We start from the raw sequence: 24,973 nt of genomic DNA, 5'->3' as shown, positions 1-24,973 counted from the left end.
CTCGAACCCAGGGAGGCCACCATGAGGAATGTGACCCGTGGCGCGGCGCGCCCCGCCGTCACGGCCGTACTGCTGGGGGGACTGGTGACCGCGCTGCTGGCGACGCCGGTGCCCGCCGGCGCCGCCGGTACCGCCTACTGGCAGGCCCGTGCCGAGGCCGCGTTCCAGAAGCTCCCGCTGCTTCCGACCCCGCCCATGGGGTGGAACAGCTGGAACAAGTTCCATTGCAACATCACCGAGGGCCTGATCCGGCAGACCGCGGACGCCATGGTCGGCTCCGGCATGAATGCGGCGGGGTACGAGTACGTCAACATCGATGACTGTTGGATGGCGCCGGAGCGTGACGAGAACGGCTACCTGCAGGCGGACCCACAGCGGTTCCCCGGCGGCATCAAGGCGCTGGCCGACTACGTGCACGAGCGCGGGCTGAAGCTGGGTATCTACTCGTCGGCGGGGACGAAGACCTGCCAGGGGCGGCCGGCGAGCCTCGGTTACGAGGACAAGGACGCGCAGCGGTTCGCGGAGTGGGGGGTGGACCTGCTCAAGTACGACAACTGCAACAACCAGGGCGTGCCGGCCATCGAGCGCTACACCGTGATGGCCGAGGCGCTCGCCGCGACCGGTCGCCCGATCGTGTACTCGATCTGCGAGTGGGGTGCCAACCGGCCGGGGGAGTGGGCCGCCGAGCTGGGCCACTACTGGCGGACGACGGGCGACATCAGCGACAACTGGGGCAGTGTCGTGTCCATCCTCGACCAGCAGGTGGGGCTGGAGAAGTACTCCGGCCCGAGCGCCTGGAACGACCCCGACATGCTCGAGGTCGGCAATGGCGGCATGTCGACGACGGAGTATCGCTCACACATGAGCCTGTGGAGCCTGCTCAACGCGCCGTTGATCGCCGGCAACGATCTGCGCAACATGAACGAGACGACACTGGCGTTGCTGACCGACCCCGACGTCATCGCGGTCAACCAGGACTGGGCGGGCGTCCAGGGGTACAAGATCGCCGACGAGGGTGACCTTGAGGTGTGGGCCAAGCCGCTCTCCGACGGCGGCGCGGCCGTCGTCCTGTTCAACCGCGGCCCTTCGGGCGGACAGGTGTCCACCACCGCCGCGGAGCTCGGGCTGCCCCCGGCACCGGCGTACGCCATACGCGACGTCTGGTCCGACGTCACCACCGAGACCACCGGCGACGTCCGGGCCTCCATCCCCTCGCACGGATCCCGGATGTTCGTGATCCGCCAGTCTCGGCTGGCGCAGTACGAACCAGCGACCTTCCTTGACGTCCGCACCGACACCACCGGGTACGTCGACGCAGGCGCGACGTTCACCGCCAGCGTCGACTTCACCAACGACGGCGTCACACCGGCCCAACGCGTCGAGGTCGGGCTGGACGTGCCGGACGGCTGGTCCGCGCGGGCGCAGGACCCGACCCGGTTCGACAGCGTGCCGCGGGGGCGGACCGTCACCGCCAGCTTCACCGTCACCGCCCCGACCGACGCCAGCAACGGCGCCTACCCCTTCACCGCGTCCGGGAGCTACCGCACAGTCGCCGGCGAGCAGCGCCAGACGCCGGGGTACGGCGGGGTCACCCTCGCCGAGACTCCCCGGGGCGAGCGGTGGATCAGTGACCTTCACCCGCTGACCGCCCACGTCGGCTGGGGTCGCCTCGGGATCGACAAGAGTGTCGACGGCAAACCGATCAAGATCGCTGGCGTGACCTACGCAAAGGGGATCGCCACCCACGCGCCCGCCGAGGTGACCTACTACCTGGGCGCCAACTGCAGCCGCTTCACCGCCGAGGTCGGCATCAACGACGAGACCCGCGGACGGGGATCGGTCACCTTCGGCGTCCTCGGCGACGGTCAGAAGCAACTCACGGCCACCGAGGTGATCCTCGGCAACCAGCCGGCACAGCACCTCGACGTGGATGTCTCCGGCGTGCACGTGCTGACCCTGACCACCGGCACCGGCCCGGACAACAACAACTACGACCACGCCGACTGGGGTGGCGCCAAGGTCTACTGCGCCGACTGATGGCGGTGTCCCGCCGAACCGAATGGAGGGCATCATGACCCACGCACCACCCTTGACCACGTCGCCGCCCGCGCGCCGTCCCGCATCCCGAGTGGCGGCCCTCGCGGCCACGCTGGCGGCCGCGCTGCTCGCCTGCACAGGGCTAGCCCATGCCTCGACCGCTTCAGCCGAAGAGAGCACGAGCTTCCTCACGGGAACCGAATCTAAAGCTCTGAAGCTGTGGTATGACGAACCCGCGGCCGACAGTAACGACGGCTGGGTGGACAGTTCCATCCCCATGGGAAACGGTTACATGGGGGCCAATCTCTTCGGTGGCACCAAAACGGACCGGATCCAGATCACCGAGAACAGCACACAGGACTCGAACAATACCATCGGAGGCCTCAACAGCTTTGCCGAAGTCTATATCGACTTTAATCATAACGAGACTAACAAGTACCGGCGGGAGCTGGCACTAAACGAGGGTGTGTCTCGTGTTCAGTACGAACATGATGGAGTCGAGTACAGCAGGGAGTACTTCACCAGCTATCCCGACAAGGTCATGGTGGTCCGCCTCAGGGCATCCGACGCGGAAAAGCTGTCGTTCACCCTTCGTCCCACCATCCCGTACTTGACTGAATATCGTCAGCAGCCCGGCGACAACCGTGGCAAGAGTGGCACGGTTGTGGCGAAGGATGACACCGTTACGCTCTCCGGCGTCATGCAGTACTACAACCTTCAATTTGAAGGGCAGTTCAAAGTCGTTCCTGACGGCGGAACTATGCAGGCGCACAACGATGGAGCCAATGACAACGGCACAATTTCCGTGTCCGGTGCCAATAGCGCCGTCATCCTAATCGCCGTAGGCACAAACTATAGGCTCGACAGCCAAGTAATATCCGCCGAGAACAGGCTGGACAAACTCAAGGGATTTCCGCATCCCCACGCCAAGGTAACCAAGTACCTGGCCGACGCCTCAGCGAAGTCCTATGACGAGCTGCTAGCCGCACACCAGGCGGACTACACCGAACTTTACGACAGGGTCAACTTCGATCTCGGTTCGCAGGTGCCGGCCGCCCCCACTGATGAGCTTATCGATGCCTATCGCAATGGTGACTCGAACCCGTACCTTGAAGAACTCGCATTCCAGTTCGGGCGCTACCTGTTGATCTGTTCCTCGAGGGCTGGCACGCTGCCGCCCAATCTCCAAGGAATTTGGAACGCATATCAGGATCCGCCGTGGAGGTCAGGCTACTGGCACAACGTCAACCTCCAGATGAACTACTGGCCGGCCTTCTCCACCAACATGCCCGAGCTGTTTGAATCCTACATCGGCTACTACAACACGTACCTGCCGCGGCAGAAGAAGTACGCCACCCAATATATCGAGCGGTACAACCCTTCTCAGCTCGACCCCGGCGGAGACAACGGATGGTCCATGGGTAACTCGACGTGGCCATACAACGGCTCCGGAAAGTCGTCTCATTCTGGCTTTGGCACTGGGGCATGGACCGCGATGCTGTTCTGGGACTACTACGACTACACTCGCGATAAGAAACTTCTCGAGGACGTCGTTTACCCTGCCATGTACGGCCAGGCGAACTTCCTATCCCGGTTCGTGCGAGCCCACGATGGCTATCTACTGGCAGATCCATCGGCCTCTCCCGAGAACGCGGACAGCCTGCAGTCGATTGGAACCACCTTCGATCAGCAGATGATTTACGAGAACCATCGCAATACTCTGATGGCTGCAGAGGTGCTCGGTCGTTCTGATAATGTCCTTGACAAGTTGAGGGGCCAGCTACCCCTCCTCGACCCCATAAAGATTGGTAAGTCCGGACAGATCAAGGAGTACCGCGAGGAGGAATACTACGGTGACATCGGTGATCCCGCTCACCGCCACATCTCCCATCTTCTTGGTCTCTATCCTGGGCAGTTGATCAATGCCTTGACTCCTGCATGGCGAGACGCCGCTAAGGTATCACTGACCAAGCGCGGCAGGGTCGGCGGCACAGGCTGGGCCCAAGCGGAAAGAATTGGCACGTGGGCGCGAGCTGGAAACGGAGATGAGGCGTACTACTTCTACAACTATCTCATCAAGAAACACCTGATGCACAACTTGTTCAACAACCATCGAGACTCCTACACAAATAAGCTGTTTCAGGTTGATGGAAACTTCGGTGCCACCGCAGGTGTAAGCGAAATGCTCCTGCAGAGCAACGACTATGTCGTGGCGCCGTTGCCCGCTTTGCCGAAAACGTGGGCAGACGGCAGTTACCGAGGCATGCTCGCACGTGGCAACTTTGAGGTCTCAGCACGCTGGTCCGGCGGTCAGGCCGATCAGTTCGACATCCTCTCCAAGGCGGGCGGCCCCTTGACTTTGCGATACGCCAACATCAAGGACGCGGTTGTCAAGACGTCCGACGGCCAGGACGTGAGTTTCGTCGCGAAAGGCCGAGATCAAATCAGGCTCGAGACCGCCAAGGGGCAAACTTACGTCATCACCTCCATTCCGGCCGAGAAGCCTGTTTCGGCACCTTCGGATCTGAAGATAGACTTCGATCTGAAGGACATGGTCAAGCTTTCGTGGACGGGCAGCGACGATGCCGCTACGTACAGCATCTTTCGCGCGGTCGGAAGCGTGCCGGAGTATGAGCTGGTCGCGTCGGATATCACGAAGACCAGTTTCATCTACCAATCAGCCGATCTTGAGAAGATTGACCAAGCTACGTTTCGGGTCACCGCAGTGGCATCAGACGGGCGCGAAAGCGACGGAGCGACCACGGTAAGGCTGCTGCCGGACGAAGCCAACATGCGTGCGCTGCGCATCGATGGCGACGTGATTCCGCTGGATTCCGGAGATGGCGAGAAAGACGGTCTTTCTGCCGCCGAGGGTTCGTACACCGTGGGGATCACCTGGCGATCGGGCTTGCTCACAGAGATTCGTCTTGCTTCGAGCACGGACGGGGTGGCCACGCTGCGGAACGAGATGTTCAGCGCGCCCGTGAGGGTCTACCGCGCAGACGGGCGACCGGCGGATCACCGTATCGACGGGGACACGCTGACGCTGCCCACCCGGGCCGGCCAGGAGTATCGGATCGTGGCCCAGGCGGCGGTGACGGTCGATGAGCCCGCGGCAACGCAACTCCCGAACTCATCCGTTCCGATGTCGGTCACACTTCGCGCCGAGGACCAGCTGACCATGCCAGCGACGCGGGTGCGACTGGAGGTCCCGGCCGACTGGAGGACTGACCCGGAGTCGGTCAGCCTCAAGCCGATCCGCCCCGGTGGTTCGGCGGCTGCCAAATTCACCGTCAATATCCCGGCGGGGACCCCCGACGGCCGGTACGAGTTGACCGCTGTGGTCGCTTCAGACGAGTGGTCGATTCAGGTGCCGGTCCAGGTCGAGGTGTTCTGGCCCAACCTCGCGCGGGGCAAGCCCGCCACGCAGTCAAGTCTGCGTTCCGGAGGAGTGCCAGTACGTGCCGTGGACGGAAACACCAACGGTGTGTGGAGTGGCGGTTCGGTGACGCACACCGAGTTCACGGACCAGCCATGGTGGCAGGTCGATCTTGGTCGGAGCGAACAGATCGCGCAGATACGGATCTGGGGCCGTACCGACTGTTGTGTCGATCGACTGAGTGACTACTACGTGCTGGTGTCGGATGAGCCATTCGTGTCCGGTTCGCTCGACGAGGTCCTGGCTCAGCCGGGCGTTCGGGCCTACCACGAGGCCAATCCGCCAAGGCCGGTCGCTCACATCGATGTCGGCCGCACCGGCCGCTACGTCCGCGTCCAACTCGCTGGCAACAACGCCCTCTCGCTGGCCGAGGTCCAGGTCTTCCCCGGCCGGCCCTAGTAAGTCCGCCGCTGCCGACCGTAGTTCGGTCTGTCGTTGCTGCAGATAGGCCGTCGTAGGGTGATCTTGAAGTTAGGCAAACAAGATCATCCTACGGCGGTCGCGAGGACCGGCGCAGGCGTTTTAGCACCGTGGTCCGGTGGTTACCTGGAGCACGGTCACGAAGACCGGTCACGGTCGAAGAGCCGGCACCGGCGCGGTGGCAGAGATTGGATGACTAGTGGCCATCGAACCGCTCCTTTAGTACGGGGCCGGGGGTGCCGACGCTATGTACTTCAATGACGGAGAGCAAGAGAAGGCAGCGCCTACAGGCTGAAGTGCCGGCTGGCCCAACGGCGAGGGGGAGTCGACCAGCCTCTTGGGATGATCGGCCGGGGCCCCTTGACATCGGATGTATCCAGGGAGACAGTGACCCGCATCAACGCGTTCAGACCTGATGACTCGCCATCCTCACAAAGGAGGGGACGTGTCCCACCGTCGTATCGGCAAACCCGACCTGGCGGCCGTTGCCCCGGCCCGCCGTACTCTGCTCCGGCGGGTGCTCGCCGAATGGTCCACGCTGTCGGTGGCCGCGCTGCTGATTGTGACCGCGGCGACAGTCCCCGGTCAGGCGCTCGCCGGTGCGGCGCAGGCGCAGCCGCCGGCAGGAACACCGGTGCCGCCAGAGCGACTTACCGTGATGACTCCGGCCACCGCGGCCGCACGCTCCGACCGCCGGCCGGTCGCCGGCGGCCTTTACGACGCGCGTGCCAACACCACGTTCATCTCCTGGGCCGGTCAGTACGAGGACAACTTCGTCCAGGCGTACAACCACGTCACGGGAGCCTGGTCGGCACCGGTACGGGTCGGCGAGGGCGGCAACGATTCCCATAACTACCCGACCATGGTGCAGGCCGATGATGGACATCTGCTGGTTTTCCGGGGCCTGCACAACAAGGAGCTTTGGGTGGCCCGCTCGGCCCGCCCGCACTCGATCGACGGCCCGTGGACGGACACGGTCATCCCGGAAGGCTTCGGTGCCACGTACCCGATGCCCTTCAAGACGGCCAGCGGCGAGATCTTCGTCTTCATTCGTGAGACGGCGCGCGACTTCGATCGGTCGTACCCGACTGATACGCGGCCGATCAAGTATGTGCGGTCCACCGACAATGGGCTCACCTGGCAGACCTCGGCGGAACTGACCGGTGACCGGTGGGCGATCGCGCCGACGACGCGCGCCGACAACATGAACGAGGTCTACATCGGTCAGCTACGGTACGAGCCGCCCCGCGACGGCCGCCCGGAGCAGGTTCAGATCGTGTACACCCTCGCGGGCGGCGGGCCCGAGGGCCATCTCCACGACCGGTACCACAAGAACATCTATCACCTCTCGTTCAGCCCGAATGATCTGCACTTCCGCGCTGCTGGCGGGAACGACCTCGGCACCAGCGTGGACGACGCCGAGCAGGAGCAGTACCTGAAGGTGGCGGAGACCCCGCTGCAGACCACTAACCCCAGATCGCCCGACTACATATCGTTGGTGGGCAGCAGATTCGACGGCACCCCCTTCGTCCTGTGGATGCAGATTGACACCGAAGGCGTGCTTCGGGATTACACAGGCGTGTGGACGGCGGGCGGCTGGGACACCATGGAGATCGCCACCGGGGTACGCGTCCGCGACATGTACCAGGCCGGACCGCTGAGCTGGCGCGTGTACGCCACGATCGAGGGTTCGAAGAACGGGATATCAACATTCCTGCTCTACGGTGGCACACAGTGGAAGCCGGAGTCGGTGGTCCCGACCGCGAAGGCGGTGCAGCGGATTGAGGTCCTCAACGGTTTTCGTGACCCGGCGCGCATTCTCGCCACGGGTGCGAGCAGCGACCGAGACGTCTCGGTAGCCGACGGAGACATCTACGTCATCGGACGAGCGGCCGGGCCAAAACCGTGCGAAGACTCGACCGATGGCTGTTGACCACCCGCTTCGTTGATTCAGGCACCGGCGGCGGCCGGCTGCCGGCCGCCGCACGCGGTTCGGGCAGACATCGGATCTTAGGAACATAATCCTTGATCCTGTCGGTATTGAGCGGCACGCTCCCCAGAATCCCTCCGATGTATCTGGTTTGATGCGAACCCTTCCGACGAGTCGAGCTTCAACGACGATCGAGCACAGCGCCATGAGCGAGGAGGAACCCGATGGCGGAGATATCCCGACGAGCGCTTCTGCGTGGCACATCAGCCGCGCTCGGTGCGGCGACACTGGGCACGGCGTGGTCGGCGGCATCGCCGGTGGCATGGGCCAGTGTCAACCCGGCGGATGGCACCGTCTACGAACACATCGCGCGCGATGCGGACATGCGGTGGCGGCGAATGCCCGACAGTTGGCAGAACGGCCCCTTTCTCGGTAATGGATTCCTCGGGGTGCAGATCTACCGGGGCGCGCAGGGCAACGTCCTGAAGTTCATGCTCAGCCACTCCTACGTGCAGGACCAGCGGGACCAGTGGGAGGGGGCCGTCGGACTGTCCCGGCTACCGATCGGCTACCTCACCTTGACACTCGCCGGGCCGGTAACCGATGTGGACTGGCGGCTGGACCTGTGGAACGCGGAAGTGACCGGCACCGTGACCACCACCCAGGGCGGCGTCACCTTCTCCGCGCTGGTGCACAACAGCCGCAGCCTGCTCCTGGTGTCGTTGGCGCCCAGCATCGGCGAGGAGACGGCCGAGTGGACCTTCCATCCCCTGCCGTCGTACACGACGCGGACGATCCGGCGCCCACCCGATTACGTCGGCAACCCCGACCCGACGATCGGCATAGCCGATTCGGTGCACTACGCGGAGCAGCCGCTGCTCGCCGGTGGCGGATACACCACCGCCTGGGCGGAGAAGCGCAGCGGCACGCAGCGGATGCTCGTCGCCACCGTGGCCTACAGCTTCCCGCGCGCTACCTCTACCGACGAAGCCGTCCGCAGCGTGCGGCAGGCGATGACCGCCAACCCCGACGCCCTGGTCCGCACCCACCGCAACTGGTGGAACCGGTACTACACCCGCAGCCTGGTATCAGTGCCCGACAAGCATGTGCAGCGCTTCTACTGGAGCCAGCTCTACAAGATGGCCTCGGCCACCCGCGCCGACGCGCCCGTCCTGGCCATCTGGGGGCCGTGGTTCCCGGAGAAGGGAAACAGCTGGACCGCCGTGTGGTGGAACACGAACGTCCAGGCCGCCTATCAGCTGATCAACGGCTCGAACCACCTCGAGCTCGATTCGGTGACCACAACCTTCCGCCGTTACGAGCACAACCTCGAACTGTCGGTCGAGCCGGAATACCGCGACGGGGAGACCTACGCGCTGTCCCACCCCGGCGATCGGATGCTGCGACCGGGCGGCACGAGGACCGTCGGCATCCCCGGGCAGCAGTTCACCGACCAGACCGGCAACCTGATCTGGGCATTGCACAACGTCTGGCTCAGCTATCGGCACCACCTGGACCAGCAGGTGTTGCGAGACGTGCTCTTCCCGATCCTGCGCAAGGCGGTGAACTTCTACGCCCACTTCCTCACGGACGGATCCGACGGCCGCCTGCATCTGCCGACGACCCGCTCTCCGGAGTACGCCGACGCGGCCGACTGCACGTACGACCTGTCCCTGATCCGGTGGGGCTGCACCACCCTGATCGACTCCGCGCAGCAGCTACGGATCGCCGAACCGAGACTCGACCAGTGGCGCGACATTCTCGACAGGCTGGTGCCGTATCACCAAAATGCCGACGGCGTCATGGTCGGCAACGGAGTCCCGCTGGCCGAGTCGCACCGGCACTACTCCCACCTACTCTGGCTCTACCCACTGCAGGAGAAGCGGTGGGACCGCCCCGATGACCGGGAGATCATGCGGCGTACGTTCGACCGCTGGCGGAGCATGCAGAACCGCTGGCACGGCTACAGCTATGCGGCCGCCTCGTCGATGGCCTCGGTGATGGACTCACCGGAGGAGGCCCTTGACTTCCTGACCTTCTTCCTCGACGGCAACATCGTCGACAGCACCCAGCTCACCCCGAACACCATGTACCGCGAAGGCAGCAACTTCGCCATCGAGAGCCCTCTGGCCGCCGCCCAGTCGGTGCTTGACATGCTCGTGCAGAGCTCCGGCGGCGTGGTCAAGGTCTTCCCGGCCGTATCCGGCAGATGGCCGGACGCGTCGGTCGCCGGACTGCGCACCCAGGGGGCGTTCCTCGTCGACGCCTCGCGCAGCGACGGCCGTACCGACTGGGTCCGCATCCACAGCGAAGCGGGCCAGCCGCTGCTGCTGCAGCACGGCATCGACGGTGACATCGACGTACGGGACGAACGTGATCGGCCGGTGCCGTGGCGGGCGCAGGGCCGCGCCACGATCTCGCTGCAGCTGCCGGTAGGGGCGAGCGCGGTCATCACTCGACGCGGCAGCACCCCGGATCTGGCGCCGCGCGACGTCGCCCCGCTCGGCGACGCCCCGGTCTTTGGCCTGCCACAGCCACCAGTGAGTCGCTGACCAAAAGGAGGTGCCTTCCCGTGCGTAAAACCCCCATCTCGATCGCCTTCACTACGCTGGTCACGTTGTCGCTGGCCACGCCGGTGGCGGCGGCGAATCCGTCCGCACCGATCCTGACCACGTCGCAGACCCAGGCCAGCGCTGAGTCGGACTACGAGCCGACGCCGGAATCACTCAACCGGCATCAGGCTCCCCGCTGGTTCGATGACGCGAAGCTCGGCTTCTTCATCCACTGGGGCCCGTACTCGGTGCCGGCCTTCGCGCCGAAGAGCGGTGGTCGGGCGTACGCGGAGTGGTACTGGAGCGAGATGAACAAACAAACCGCCCCGACGCACCGCCACCACGCCGACACGTACGGCGAGGATTTCCCGTACGACCGATTCATCGAGCAGTGGAAGCCGGACAAGTTCAAACCGCAGGACTGGTTGGACCTGTTCGTCGAGGGCGGAGCGAAGTACTTCGTACTCGTCTCGAAACACCACGACGGCGTCGCATTGTGGGACACCGCCACCACCGACAGATCCACCGTCGCGCTCGGACCGCACCGTGACCTGGTCCGGGAGTTGTTCGATGCCGCAGAGGACTATCCGCTGAAGAAGGGGCTCTACTACTCGCTGCCCGAGTGGTATCACCCGGCCGGGGGCCGCGAACGGAACGGCCCGATCAACCCGTACACCCGCGAGCCGATCCCGTACACCGGGTACAAGCCGGTCCACAGCTACGTGATGGACCACCAGTATCCGCAGATGCGCGAACTGGTGGACCGCTTCGACCCGGACATCTTTTGGTGCGACCTCAACGGGCCGAACAACAGCAACGAACTGATGGCCTACTACTTCAACCAGGCCAAGAACCGACCGACTCCGAAGGACGTGACCGTCAACAACCGGTGCGGCAACGGGATCTCCGACTTCACCACGCCGGAGTACCGGGTGGAAGCCGACATCAACCCACAGAAGTGGGAGGCGACCCGCGGCCTCGGCAAGTCCTTCGGCTACAACGCCGAGGAAGGCCCGGAGGACTACCTCAGCGCCGATGAACTCATCGACAGCTTCGTCGACATCGTCAGCAAGAACGGAAACCTGCTGCTGAACCTCGGACCGAAGGCCGACGGCACGATCCCCGAGGTGCAGGCCGAGCGCGTACGGGCACTCGGTTCCTGGCTGAAGACCAACGGAGAGGCGATCCACGGCAGCACCTACTGGAACCACGCCGAGGATGCCCGCAGCAACGTCCCGGTGCGCTACACCGTCAAGGACGACGCCCTCTACGTCACCGCACTGCAGTGGCCGGGCACCCAGTTGACTCTCTCTGACGACCTGCCACTGGCAAACAACAGCACGATCACTCTACTGGGCTCGAACGGGCGGGCGCTGCCCTGGCGAAAGAGCGACGGCGTGGTAACGATCTCCATGCCGGGTGACGGCGCGTCCGCCACGACCAGCACCCACGCGTACACCTTTAAGATCACCACCCCAGAGGTGCGACAGGTGCTGCGTACGAAGCTGGACGCGCCGAAGAACACCGAACCGGGGCTGCCGTTCACGGCGAAGCTGACGGTAACCAACCCGTCGAGCGCGACGGCCCCCGACGGCCGCCTGGCCCTGCAGGTACCGCCGGGCTGGTCGGTGACTCCCGAGCGGACAGTGGTGGAGGAACTTCCCGCCGGCGCGTCACGCACCGTCGAGTTCCAGGTGCGACCAACGGCGAACACTGAGCCGGACCGCTATACGCTCACCGCAAGCGCCTCCTTCGGCCGGACCACGTACCAGGTCCACAGTCCGATCCTGGTGGGCTTCGACTACAACCTCGCGCTCGGCAAACCCGCTAGCCAGAAGAGCCTCTACCAGGGCAGCAACGGGAACCCCGAACGCGCAGTGGACGGCAACACCAACGGCGTGTGGAGCGGGGGGTCGGTCACCCACACCGCTCAACCCGAGTCCGAGGCATGGTGGCAGGTCGATCTCCAGCAGAGCTACCAGATCGGCGAGATCGCGTTGTGGAACCGCACCGACTGCTGCTCCACACGGCTGAGCAACTACTACGTCTTCGTCTCCGATACGCCGTTCACCAGCGACTCGGTGGCCGGGACGCTGGCCCAACCGGGCGTGCGGGCCTTCTATCACCCCGAGACCGCCACGCGCCCCACTCGCGTCCCCGTCGGCATGACCGGCCGCTACGTACGGGTGCAGTTGACCTCGGCCAGCGATCCGTTGTCGCTCGCCGAAGTGGAGGTGTTCGGTCGGCGCCCGAGCTGAGCTGCCGGCCTGGATCGCCCGCGCGGTTCGACCGAACTCGGCCGAACCACGCGGGCAATCTACTCGTGGCGCTGCGACGCGCCCCCAAAGATCAGATCATTCGTCGCCTGTTCTTGCATCCAGACCCTTGCCTGTGTCCATCGATGCCGGATAGTGTCCCGAGACACATCGGATGTCTGTGGCTCTGGGGGTTGCGATGCGCAAGCGAGCACTAGCCGGCCTGCTGATCACCGTGATGTGCACGAGCCTTGGCGTCTCGTCCGCGCAAGCCAGTCCGGCGCAGGCACTATCGCTCGGTGCCGGGGCGAGCGTCGCCGCCGAGGGCGATTCGGGACTGCGCCTCTGGTATGACCAGCCCACCCCGGACACTGACAACGGCTGGGAGACCCGTTCCCTGCCCATCGGCAACGGCAACATGGGCGCGGCGGTGTTCGGGGGAGTGCGCTCCGAGCGGCTGCAGTTCAATGAGAAGTCGCTGTGGACCGGTGGCCCAGGGGTGAGCGACTACAACTTCGGCAACTGGGCATCGCCGCGCCCGGGGGCACTCGACGGGATCCGGCAGCGAATCTGGGACGAGGGTGCGATCTCCGAGAACGATGTGCTGAAGGCACTCGGCTTGCCGTCGGACTCACCTCGCCACCGCCGATTCGGCGCGTACCAGAGCTTCGGCGACGTGCGGCTGGACTTTCCCCGCGCGTCAACGTCGGTCACCGACTACCGCCGGGATCTCGACATCTCCCGAGCCGTCGCAGGTGTCTCCTACGTCGACAACGGCATCCGGTACACGCGTGAGTACTTCGCGACCTCCCCTGACGGGGTCATCGTGTCGCGGATCAGCGCCGACCGGCCCGGACAGATCGACCTGACCGCGCGGGTGACGGCGCCGACCAACCGCTCGCGCGCGGTGACCGCGAGTGCCGGCCGGATCACCATGACTGGTGCGCTGGACAGCAACGGGCTGCGGTACGAGTCGCAACTCCAGGTGGTCAACCAGGGCGGCAGCCGGACCGACGGATCGGACGGCACGGTGAGCGTCGCCGGCGCGGACAGCGTGCTGTTGATCCTCGCGGCCGGTACCGACTACGCCAACAACTACCCCACCTACCGCGGCACCGCTCCTCATGAGCGGCTGACCGCAGCCGTCGACAGTGCCGCCGCCAAGGGATACGCCGCACTGCTCGCCGACCACCAGGCGGACTACGCCGCGCTGTTCGACCGGGTCAGCCTTGACCTCGCCGGGAAGCTGCCGGACATCCCGACCGACCAACTGCTCGGCCAGTACGGCCGCGGATCCGCGTCAGCCGACCGGGCGTTGGAGGAGTTGTTCTTCCAATACGGCCGCTACCTGTTGATCGCCTCGTCGCGGCCCGGGTCGCTGCCGGCAAACCTGCAAGGCGTCTGGAACAACCTCGAAGCCCCGCCGTGGCAGTCCGACTACCACCTCAACATCAACCTGCAGATGAACTACTGGCCGGCCGAGATGACCAACCTGTCGGAGACCGCCGAACCGCTCTTCGACTACATCGACAGCCTGCGGGAACCCGGTCGCGTCACGGCTCGACAACTCTACGGAGTGGAACAGGGCTGGGTGGCACACCACGCCTCCAACATCTACGGCTGGACCGGGGCCTGGGACCACCCGGCCTACTTCTTCCCCGAGTCTGGCGCGTGGTTCTCCGATCAGCTCTACGACCACTACCGTTTCACCCTCGACGAGCGCTATCTGCGTCAGGTCGCGTACCCGGTGATGAAGGAGACCGCACAGTTCTGGCTGGAGTCGCTGCAGACCGACCCCCGAGACGGGACCCTGGTATCGACGCCGAGCCGCTCGCCCGAACTCGGTCCCGCGACCGCCGGCGCGTCGATGTCCCAGCAGATCCTCTGGCATCTGTTCACCGACATCCACGAGGCCGCCACGATCACGGGGGACACCGCGTTCGTGACCAAGGCGGACAAGGTGCTGAAGGACCTCGATCCGGGGCTGCGGATCGGCTCGTGGGGGCAACTGCAGGAGTGGAAGATCGATCGCGACGACCCGAAGGAGACGCATCGGCACGTCTCCCACATGTTCGCGCTGCACCCGGGCCGGCAGATCTCGCCCCGCACCACCCCGGAGCTCGCCGAGGCGGCCAAGGTGTCGCTCAATGCGCGGACCGACGTGGGTACCGGTTGGAGCAAAGCATGGAAGATCAATTTCTGGGCCCGGCTGCTGGACGGAGATCGGGCTCACAAACTCCTCGCCGACCAGCTCAAGTCGAGCACGCTGCCCAACTTGTGGGACACCCACCCGCCGTTCCAGATCGACGGTAACTTCGGCGCGACCTCGGGGATCACCGAGATGCTGCTGCAGAGCCACCTCGGCACGATCGACGTGCTGCCCGCGCTTCCGAGCACGTGGCGCGATGGCCGGGTGGACGGGCTGCGTGCCCGCGGCGCCTTCACCCTCGGCACCACCTGGCGGTCGGGCATGCCGACCGAGATCCGGCTGACCTCGGACAAGGGCGGCCGGGCCACGCTGCGCAGCGACATGTTCCGGGGAAAGGTGTGGGTCTACAAAGCTGACGGCAAGCCCGCCGACTACCGGGTCGACGGCGACCTGCTGACGCTGCCGACCAGCGCGGGGGAGAGCTACCGCATCGCCGCGCAGGCGACGGTGGCGGTGGCGGCGTCCACGGATGCCCAGCGCCCGGGTGCCGAGGTGCCTGTCGCCGTGACGGTCGCGGCGTCCGACAAGCAGACGGTGCCCGCCACCCAGGCCCGCCTCGAACTGCCCGACGGCTGGTCGGCCACACCCACCTCGGTGCGAAACCGGCCCATTCAGCCGGGCAACTCGGCGACTGCGGAGTTCACGGTGCGGATACCGAAGGCGGCAGCGGACGGCTCGTACCCCATCACCGCGATCGTCACCACCGACGAATGGAAGCTGACCGTGCCGGTACGGGTGACGGTGTCCCGGCCCAACCTGGCTCTGGGCAAGACCGCCACCCAGTCGAGCGTCAGCTCGGGCGGGATCCCGAGCCGGGCGGTGGACGGCAACACCAACGGGGTGTGGAGTGCCGGATCGGTCACCCACACCGCTGCCCAGCGCCAACCCTGGTGGCAGGTCGACCTCGGAGCGGTGCAGCAGATCGACGAGGTGGCGATCTGGAACCGGACGGACTGCTGCGCTGCCCGGCTGACCGACTACTACCTGCTGATCTCCGAGGAGCCGTTCCAGTCGGGATCGCTCGACGAGGCGCTCGCGCAACCCGGGGTGTGGGCCAACCACCATTCCGCGCAGGCGGGCTCACCAACGGTGACCGACGTTGGCCGGAGGGGGCGCTACGTGCGCATCCAACTTGCCGGCGAGAATCCCCTCTCCCTGGCCGAGGTCCAGGTCTTCTAGCCACCGCGCTGAGCTCGGCGCCGCCCCTGCCGAGCTCAGCGCGGACCACAAATCGCGTACGTCATGCCTGACCAGCAAGGAGGGCCGTGTGATTCACCGTGCTGACAACCGGCGGGCTGGCCTGGCCGGCCTGCTCGGCGCCGTCCTCTGCGCCGCGATCGGCCTAGCGGCCGTCCCGGCCAAGGCCGGCACCGCCGCGCTCGCCCCGGCAGCGCCCCAAGCGGCGCCGTCCGACTCCAACGGCATGACCCTCTGGTACGACAAGCCCGCGACCAACTGGGAGTCGCAGTCGCTGCCGATCGGCAACGGCGCCCTCGGCGCGGCCGTCTTCGGTGGTGTAGCCACCGAACAGGTGCAGTTCAACGAAAAGACACTGTGGACCGGAGGGCCCGGATCCCAACAGGGCTACAACTACGGCAACTGGACCAGCCCCCGACCCGACGCCCTCGAGGAGGTGCAGCGGCGCATCGAGGCGGAGCAGCGGGTCAGCCCGTCGTGGGTGGCGAGCAAGCTCGGGCAGCCGAAGAGCGGCTTCGGCGCGTACCAGACCTTCGGTGACGTACGCCTGTCGATGATCGACGCACCAACCAGCATCACCGGTTACCGCCGCTACCTCGACATCTCCGACGCCACCGCCGGGGTCACCTACACCACCGGAGGCGTGCGCTACTCCCGGGAGTACTTCGCGTCCGCGGCGGACAGCGTGCTCGTCGCCCGGATCAGCGCCGACCAGCCCGGCGCGGTTGCCTTCACGACATCCGTGACTGCGCCAACCAACCGCTCGAAGAGCCTGTCCGCCAAGGACGGCCGGATCACCCTCTCGGGCCGGCTCAACGACAACGCGATGCGCTTCGAGTCGCAGCTCCAGGTCGTCAACATCGGCGGCCAGCGGGTGGACAACCGCGACGGCAGCATCACGGTGACCGGTGCCGACTCGGTGACCCTGATGCTGGCGGCGGGCACCGACTATGCCAACGCGTATCCGACATACCGTGGCCCGGATCCGCATGACGCCGTGACCGCGCGGGTGGACACCGCCGCGGCCAAGTCCTTCAGCGCCCTGCGCACAGCCCACGTGACCGACTACCGGGCGTTGTTCGACCGGGTCACGCTCGACGTCGGCCAGCAGATGCCGGCGATCCCGACCGACCAGCTGCTCAACAGCTACCGCGACGGCTCGGCAACCCCGGCCGCTCGCAAGGCCCTGGAGGTGTTGTTCTTCCAGTACGGCCGCTACCTGCTGGTCGCCTCGTCGCGGGGCGGCTCGCTGCCGGCAAACCTGCAGGGCGTCTGGAACAACTCCACCAGCCCACCCTGGTCGGCCGACTACCACGTCAACATCAACCTGCAGATGAACTACTGGCCGGCGGAGACGACGAACCTGGCGGAGACCACCGACCCGCTGTTCGACTACGTCGACGGCATGGTCGCACCGGGCCAGGTCACCGCCCGGGAGATGTTCGGCAACCGTGGCTGGGTGGTGCACAACGAGACCAACCCGTTCGGCTTCACCGGCGTACACGACTGGGCGACCGCGTTCTGGTTCCCGGAGGCAGCGGCCTGGCTGGCCCAGCACTACTACGAGCACTACCTGTTCACTCGGGACGAGGCATTCCTGCGTGACCGCGCGTACCCGGTCATGAAGCAGCTCGCGCAGTTCTGGATGGACGAGCTGGTCGTCGACCCACGCGACGGTAAGCTGGTGGTCAGCCCGAGCTATTCGCCGGAGCAGGGCGACTTCTCCGCCGGCGCCTCGATGTCCCAGCAGATCATCTGGGACCTGCTGACCAACGTATCCGAGGCCGCCGCTGCGCTCGGTGACAAGACGGACTTCCGCGCCGAGGTCGCGCAGACGCTTGATCGGCTCGACCCGGGCACCCGGATCGGCTCGTGGGGGCAGCTCCAGGAGTGGAAGGCGGACTGGGACGACCCGAAGAATGACCACCGACACGTGTCGCACCTGTTCGGGCTGCACCCGGGCCGGCAGATCTCGCCGCTGTCGACTCCGGAATACGCCAAGGCGGCGGCAGTCTCGCTGACCGCGCGTGGTGACGGCGGGACGGGCTGGAGCAAAGCGTGGAAGATCAACTTCTGGGCCCGGCTGCTCGACGGCAACCACTCGCACAAGATGCTCTCCGAGTTGCTGAAGAACAGCGTGCTGACGAACCTGTGGGATACCCACCCGCCGTTCCAGATCGACGGCAACTTCGGTGCCACCGCCGGTGTGGCGGAGATGCTGCTGCAGAGCCAGCACGGCGTGGTCGACGTGCTGCCGGCCGTACCCGACTTCTGGCCGGACGGCTCGGTCACCGGCCTGCGGGCCCGCGGTGACGTGACCGTCGACGCCGACTGGACCGGGGGAGCCACGACCCGGATCGCGGTCCACGCGGGACAGGCCGGGCCGCTGCGGGTACGCAGCAGCCTTTTCAGCGGGCGCTTCCAGGTCGTTGACGCCACCACGGGAAAAAAAATCGACATCAACCGCGACGGCCAGGAAATCAGCTTCGACGCCGTAGCGGGCCACCGCTATGTCGCCGTATCCCTGGCCATCATGGATGTGCGGGCGCCGGCGAAGGTCGAGGACGGTCAGGCGTTCCCGGCCGACGTGACCGTGTCCGCGCCGGACAAGACCGTACCCGCCGGCGAACTGACGCTGCGGCTACCCGAGGGTTGGACCTACCAGCCGGCCCGGGTGAAGGCCCTGCCGATCCAGGCGGGCGAGTCGCGGACCTACACCTTCCAGGTCACCCCGATCGCTGGCAGCAGGACGAACGAGCCGGCGCGGGCCGTGCTGACCGGCGACGGATGGCAGGCGGCTGCCGTCACCCAGGTCGAGATCGACCTACCGCCGCCCTGTGCGGTGCCCCCGGCGAACCAGCCGCTCGTCGCCTGGAACCCGACGTCCGGCTCTACCGTCGGCGACACGTCGACCTACCACCGCGACGCGACGGTCCAGGGCACGGCGACCTACGACAGCGCCGGCCCGACCGGCAGCGCGATGGTGTTCGACGGCAACACCTACTGGCGTACGTCGCCCACCTCGCTCGGATTCCTCAAGGAGGCGACGTTCGCCGCCGAGGTGAAGGTGACCACCTCCGGCTCCTACCGGCGGTTGTTCGACTTCCAGCCGTCCGGCAACCCAGGCACGGACGGGGTGCTGATCGACCTGACGCCGAGCAACCAGGTGCGGTTCATCGGGTCCGGCCGCAACGTGACGACGACCGCCACCGTGCCGACCGGGCGTTACCTGAACCTGGTGATCGTGATGGCCCGTACCGGCGCGATCACCGTGTACATCGACGGCGCGGTGGCCGGGTCCGCCCAGGTTCCCCAGGACGGCATCAACGGTTGCGCCACCCGGCAACTGCGCTTCGGCGCCGACCAGAACGGTGGCCAGCGACTGACCGGCGCGGTCGACCGAGCAGCGATCTTCCCCAGAGTCCTGACGGCGGACGAGGTCACCCGCTGGCAGGCGGGAGCCTTCGACTGATGCCCCCGCCGTCAAGGGAAACGGCCCGCGGCCACCGGCCGAGGTGCACGTCTGCGCGAGGTGAGGAAAATCAATGACGACCTATCCAGAACATAGCTGTGACTCTCCGCTCCAGCCCGCGGCGTCGCGCCGAGGCGGGTAGGGTGCCGCGCCGACGGCACCTACCCACCTCGCCCAACCGCCCTGTCGGCGGCCTACCCGTGACGTGGGGCGCATTCGCAGGCCGTGCAGGCCATCGTCGACGGCGAGGACTGTGCCGATGGTAGCTGCGGCCAGCGGGCTGGCCAGGTAGGCGATCGCGGCGGCGACCTCCCGACCCGTTGCCGTCCTTCACCGTAGCCCCGCGAAAATACATCCGATGTCTATCGGGGCGCTCGCGCGAGGCAGAAGGCGGGCCGAGTGCGTCGGCTGAGCGCATGTCGAGAAGGGTCAGGTCTTGAGGCCGTTGAGGGTCCCGGCTCGTTGACGGCGCGCCGGTCGGCCGCGGGTGAGGCGGAGCATGCCGTTGATCGCGGCCCAGCGGATCATCGTTTCGGAGGTGGCGGGGCCGAACCGTTTACGGCCGTCTTACCCGTGTCATGGCCGCGGGTACCCTGGTCGGCCGTCCCGGAGGCTATGCCGCCTTGGGAGTCGATGATGCCCGCCGTGGGTTCTGCGGCCCGGCCCTGGGCGGCGCGGGCCTTCGGCGTAGCACGACGAGGATCCGTTCGATGACCTGGTCTTCCTCCCAGCAGGTGCAGCGGGCCACTATGGACGAGCATCGGATCACCGGCGCGCGGCACGCCACCCATGACGAAGACTTCCGAACACCCGCTGATGCGCCCGTCCGCTCACGGGCTCGGCTGGGGTCTTGCGGAGGCATCCATCGGGCTGATAGACATCCGATGTGTTGCCGTAGTGGACTTTCGCGTCGCCGGTCGGACCCAAAAGGAGGGCCGTATGGAGCGCATCGCGCTACACACCCGGCTCAAGCCACGGATCTGCCGTGGCTTGACGCAGAAGGGGGCGGTGGCCAAGACCCGCGAGCAGCATGCCGTGACTCTGATTGCCATCACGGTGCGGCAGCCGGAGGTTGCCCGATCATGGGCGACGGTCCATATCGCCAGCGTCGACGGCTGGCTGCGGCGTGCCCTCTGACCCGATGCCTCCTTCCGGGCCGTCCATTGACCTGCCACAGCCACCTAACGTGTCCGAAATCGACTTCCGAGGAGGTCTCATGGTGCTGTCGGGGACACCTCCGACTGCGTCAACGCGCGCACCGGCGTCGGACGAGCCGCTGCTGCGACTCGAGGGCGTGAGTAAGAGCTTCCCGGGCGTCAAGGCGCTTTCCGGTGTCCAGCTGGACCTGCGCCACAACGAGGTGCTGGCGCTGGTCGGCGAAAATGGTGCGGGCAAGTCGACTCTGATGAAACTGCTCTCCGGCATCTATGCCGCCGATGAGGGCGAGTTCTATCTCAACGGCGAGCGGTTCGAGGTCGCCGGACCGAAACAAGCCCAGGAGCAGGGCATCAGCATCATCCACCAGGAATTCAACCTGATGCCCGACCTCACGGTGGCGCAGAACATCTTCATCGGCCGCGAACCGCGCCTGGCCAACTTCTTCCTCGACGAGCGCAAGCTGAACGCCCGGGCCGCAGAGCTGATCGACCGGCTGCAGTTGCCGCTGGACCCGAAGAGGGTCGTCGGCCGACTGACCGTGGCCAAGCAGCAGATGGTCGAGATCGCCAAGGCGCTCTCCTATGACGCCAAGGTGCTCATCATGGACGAGCCGACCGCCGCCCTCAACGAAGCCGAGGTAGCGACGCTGCACGAGCTGATCGGCCGCTTCACCCGCCCGGACACCGGCGTGATCTACATCTCCCACCGGATGGCCGAAATCAAGGCCATCTCCGACCGAATCACCGTGCTGCGAGACGGCCAGTACGTCGACACCGTGCCAACGGCGACGACCACCATGAAAGAGGTCATCGCCCTGATGGTCGGTCGCGCCATTACCGTAAGCGCCAGACCCGAAGGGGTGCGCGAGGACCGCGAGGTGCTGCTGAAAGTCGAAGGGCTGAGCACTAAAGCGCTGCTGAACAACGTCAGCTTCGAGCTGCGCAAGGGCGAAATACTGGGATTTGCCGGGCTCATGGGCGCGGGGCGCACCGAGGTGGCAAGAGCCCTCGTCGGCGCGGACAGGACCACCTCCGGCACCATCACCCTGGCCGGCAAACACGTCGCGATACAGAACCCGGCCGATGCGGCCAGGCACCGCATCGGCTACCTGTCCGAGGACCGCAAACACCTCGGCCTGCTACTTGAGCAGGACGTCACCGCCAACATCGCCCTCAGTTCGCTGCGGGAGCTGTTCACTTCGTTCGGCTTCATGCGCGACAAGGCCATGCGGGACCGAACCGCACGATACGTCGGCTCGCTGCGCATCAAGACGCCATCGGTGCGACAGACGACCAAGAACCTCTCCGGCGGCAACCAACAGAAGGTCGTCATCGCCAAGTGGCTGCTCAAAGACTGCGACATTCTGATCTTCGACGAGCCGACCCGGGGCATCGACGTCGGCGCCAAGGAAGAGATCTACCGACTGCTCAACGAGCTGGCACAGCAAGGCAAGTCGATCATCATGATCTCCTCCGAGTTGCCCGAGGTCCTGCGTATGTCACACCGCATCGTCGTGATGAGCGAGGGTCGCATCACCGGGCTGCTCAGCGCCGCCGAAGCCACCCAGGAACGCGTCATGCACTACGCCACGCTGCGCCCCGACGAAAACCCGGCCGACGCGGCCCAACTTCTGCAGGCCGAGGACGCACCCACGCAGACCGCCCAGAAAGCAGGAGACCAATGACTACGCGCCCGGTATCAGCGGCCGCAACGGCCTCGCCGCCTGCGGCGATGCCATCACCGCAGCCAGCTACCGGTGGACTGAGCGCAACACTGCGTAGCCGGCTCCAACAGTTCCTCGCGTTCGCCAGCCTCATCGTCATCTTCACGGTCTTCGCGTTCGCCAGCCCCAGCTTCTTCACCTATCCCAACGTCACGAACATCCTGTTCTCCACGGTCGTGATCGGAACGCTCGCACTGGGCACAACCTTCGTGATCATCACAGGCGGCATCGACCTGTCGCTGGGTACCGGCATGGCGCTGAGCGCGGTGATGTCCGGCGTGTTCATCGTCAACCTGCACCTGCCGCTCGCGGTGGGCGTGCTCGGTGCCGTTCTGTTCGGTGGGCTCATCGGCCTCATCAACGGATTCAACGTCGCCATCCTCAGGATCCCGCCGTTCATCGCGACATTGGCGATGATGCTGGTCGCCCAGGGGCTTGCGCTCGTGGTCTCCCACAGCGCACCGATCTACTTCAACGACACCCCCGGCTACTTCGCCATTTCCACCGGCAGTCTCATCCCGGGCGTCGACTTCCCCAACGCGGTGCTCGTGCTGGTCGCGGCGGCGATCACGGCAGGGATCCTGCTGAACAAAACCGTCCTCGGGCGTTACACGTATTCGATCGGCAGCAACGAAGAGGCAACAGCGCTGTCCGGCGTCAGCGTACGCAAATGGAAAATCATCGTCTACACGCTCGCCGGTCTGTTCATCGGCCTTGCCGGCGTCATGATCTCCGCACGCCTCGGCTCGGCTCAACCGGCCACCGGCGCGGGCTACGAACTGCAGGCCATCGCGGCTGTGGTCATCGGCGGCACCTCGCTCGCCGGCGGCAAGGGGTCCATCGTGGGCACCGCGATCGGCGCACTCATCATCTCTGTTCTGAACAATGGCCTGCAGATCCTGTCGATCCCGCAGGAATGGCAGAACGTGATCCTGGGCTGCGTCATTCTCGTGGCGGTGTACGCCGACATGATTCGCAAACGCGCAGCCTGAGATGTGGCTCGTGTGAACCGCACCAACATTACACATAGGTAGGAGAATGTGGTCGAAATGAGAAGAAGGCGCCTTCTGGCCGGAGTTGCGGCCGCAACGCTGATGGTAGCCGTGCCCGGGTGCACCTCTGCATCGGACGGGGCGGGTGGCGATGGTGGGCAGCCGTACATCGCCATTGTCTCCAAGGGGTTCCAGCACCAGTTCTGGCAGGCGGTGAAGCAGGGGGCCGAGCAAGAGGCTGCCAAGCAGGGAGCCAGGATCACCTTCGAGGGACCGGCGACCGAGGCCGACATCGAGGCGCAGGTCACAATGCTGACCAATGCGATCGCCAAGAAGCCGGCAGCGATCGGCTTCGCCGCCTTGGACAGCAAGGCCGCGGCGCCACTCATGCAGCAGGCGAAGGCGGCCAACATCCCGGTGATCGCGTTTGACTCCGGCGTCGACAGCGACATTCCGGTGACCACGGCCGCCACGGACAACAAGGCGGCCGCCGCCGAGGCTGCCAAGCACATGTCCGAACTGCTCGGCGGCAAGGGCAAGGTGGCCCTCGTCGTACACGACCAGACCAGCCGCTCGGGCATCGACCGCCGAGACGGGTTCGTCGAGTGGATGAGGGCAAACGCGCCGGGCATCACCCTGCTGGAGCCGCAGTACGGCGGTGGCGACCAGGCGAAGTCCGCGGATATCACTAAGTCGATCATTGCGGCGAATCCCGATATCGCCGGGATCTACGGTTCCAACGAGGGCTCGGCCATCGGCGCCATCAAGGGCGTCGAGGAGAGCGGCAAGAAGGGCATCAAGATCGTCGGGTTCGACTCCGGGAAGGCCCAGATTGATGCCATCAAGAGCGGTGTCATGGCGGGGGCCATCACCCAGAATCCGATCGGGATGGGTGAGCAGCTGGTGAGCGCGGCCATGAAGTCGATCAAGGGCGAGAGCATGCCCAAGGTGATCGACACCGGCTACTACTGGTACGACATGACGAACGTCGACAAGCCGGAGATCGCGGCTGTGCTGTATCAATAAGCCGGACCACTGATCCCAGCAGCCGTCACACGAACGCTGGGGAGCTTGGCCGGATCATCAACGTGGCCAAGCCCCCCGGCCACCATCAGCTCGTTCGGTCAAGCGTGACCTGGGTAGGCGCGCTGAACTGGGCGTGGCACCACACGACCGAATTGGCCGACGCCAGCGCCGATGGAGCCAGCATGGAGGCACCGTGCGGGGGAGAAGGGGTGCCCCGAACCTTCCAGACAGTAGTGGCTGTAATCAGAAGGACTGTCCTGGGAGATGGTCACGCCGCGGGAGGAAAGACATGAGCAGCTATACAGCTCGAGGGACATTCGGGAGACGTTCCCTCTTTAAGGCGGCCGCCGCGGGGGCTGCTGGCACGGCAGCGTTCACCACCGGCACGTCGTCGTTGGCCGAAGCTGCCGCCGCGTCAACCCGGAGCAAGGCGGGCCTCGGCAGCCTTCCGACCGACCTCCAAGCGATCTTAGCTTGATCTTTAACCCTCGCGTTGGTTACGTGCTGCGATGGTCAGGTCACGCTTAATGGTTTTGCCGACGTCGTGGCGGGGTGCGGGCTGA

At 65.8% G+C, this 24,973-nt stretch carries 11 protein-coding genes; all 11 read left to right on the top strand.

The window, feature by feature from the left end; genetic code table 11:
• The first annotated feature begins 21 nt into the window (after window positions 1–21).
• The 11 genes from ACFYML_RS35240 (at window position 22) to ACFYML_RS35190 (ending at window position 24,410) form a co-directional block, all read left to right on the top strand.
• A complete protein-coding gene (locus ACFYML_RS35240) occupies window positions 22–2,037 on the top strand; it encodes an NPCBM/NEW2 domain-containing protein (protein WP_387424761.1) in 2,016 nt (671 codons plus the stop codon).
• A 34-nt stretch (window positions 2,038–2,071) separates the two neighbouring features.
• Window positions 2,072–5,875 carry a glycoside hydrolase N-terminal domain-containing protein gene (locus ACFYML_RS35235; RefSeq protein ID WP_387424760.1) on the top strand — a complete coding sequence of 1,268 codons (3,804 nt, stop codon included), beginning with the start codon at window positions 2,072–2,074 and terminating at the stop codon, window positions 5,873–5,875.
• A 538-nt stretch (window positions 5,876–6,413) separates the two neighbouring features.
• Entirely contained in the window at window positions 6,414–7,829 is a 1,416-nt protein-coding gene (locus tag ACFYML_RS35230) for a BNR-4 repeat-containing protein (protein WP_387424759.1), read from the top strand.
• A 395-nt stretch (window positions 7,830–8,224) separates the two neighbouring features.
• On the top strand, window positions 8,225–10,378 hold the full coding sequence (locus ACFYML_RS35225) for a glycoside hydrolase family 95-like protein (protein ID WP_387424758.1): 2,154 nt from the start codon (window positions 8,225–8,227) through the stop codon (window positions 10,376–10,378).
• Between the two features lie 20 nt (window positions 10,379–10,398).
• On the top strand, window positions 10,399–12,636 hold the full coding sequence (locus tag ACFYML_RS35220; RefSeq protein ID WP_387424757.1) for an alpha-L-fucosidase: 2,238 nt from the start codon (window positions 10,399–10,401) through the stop codon (window positions 12,634–12,636).
• A 196-nt stretch (window positions 12,637–12,832) separates the two neighbouring features.
• Entirely contained in the window at window positions 12,833–16,021 is a 3,189-nt protein-coding gene (locus ACFYML_RS35215) for a glycoside hydrolase N-terminal domain-containing protein (protein ID WP_387424756.1), read from the top strand.
• An 88-nt stretch (window positions 16,022–16,109) separates the two neighbouring features.
• Window positions 16,110–19,511 carry a glycoside hydrolase N-terminal domain-containing protein gene (locus ACFYML_RS35210; RefSeq protein WP_387424755.1) on the top strand — a complete coding sequence of 1,134 codons (3,402 nt, stop codon included), beginning with the start codon at window positions 16,110–16,112 and terminating at the stop codon, window positions 19,509–19,511.
• Between the two features lie 939 nt (window positions 19,512–20,450).
• On the top strand, window positions 20,451–20,648 hold the full coding sequence (locus ACFYML_RS35205; RefSeq protein WP_387424754.1) for a hypothetical protein: 198 nt from the start codon (window positions 20,451–20,453) through the stop codon (window positions 20,646–20,648).
• A gap of 79 nt (window positions 20,649–20,727) precedes the next feature.
• Window positions 20,728–22,353, top strand: a complete 1,626-nt coding sequence (locus tag ACFYML_RS35200; RefSeq protein ID WP_387424753.1) for a sugar ABC transporter ATP-binding protein — start codon at window positions 20,728–20,730, stop codon at window positions 22,351–22,353.
• Window positions 22,350–23,384: an ABC transporter permease gene (locus ACFYML_RS35195; protein ID WP_387424752.1), complete on the top strand. Its 1,035-nt coding sequence runs from the start codon at window positions 22,350–22,352 to the stop codon at window positions 23,382–23,384. The genes ACFYML_RS35200 and ACFYML_RS35195 overlap by 4 nt, the downstream gene beginning before the upstream one ends.
• 57 nt (window positions 23,385–23,441) lie before the next feature.
• Window positions 23,442–24,410, top strand: a complete 969-nt coding sequence (locus tag ACFYML_RS35190) for an ABC transporter substrate-binding protein (protein ID WP_387424751.1) — start codon at window positions 23,442–23,444, stop codon at window positions 24,408–24,410.
• The last annotated feature ends 563 nt before the right edge of the window (window positions 24,411–24,973 follow it).

It is taken from the genome of Micromonospora sp. NPDC007230 (genome assembly GCF_042869115.1).
GTDB lineage: Bacteria > Actinomycetota > Actinomycetes > Mycobacteriales > Micromonosporaceae > Micromonospora.
The sequence above is the reverse complement of the archived record's forward strand: the minus strand, read 5'-3'. Positions and strand labels throughout refer to the sequence as shown.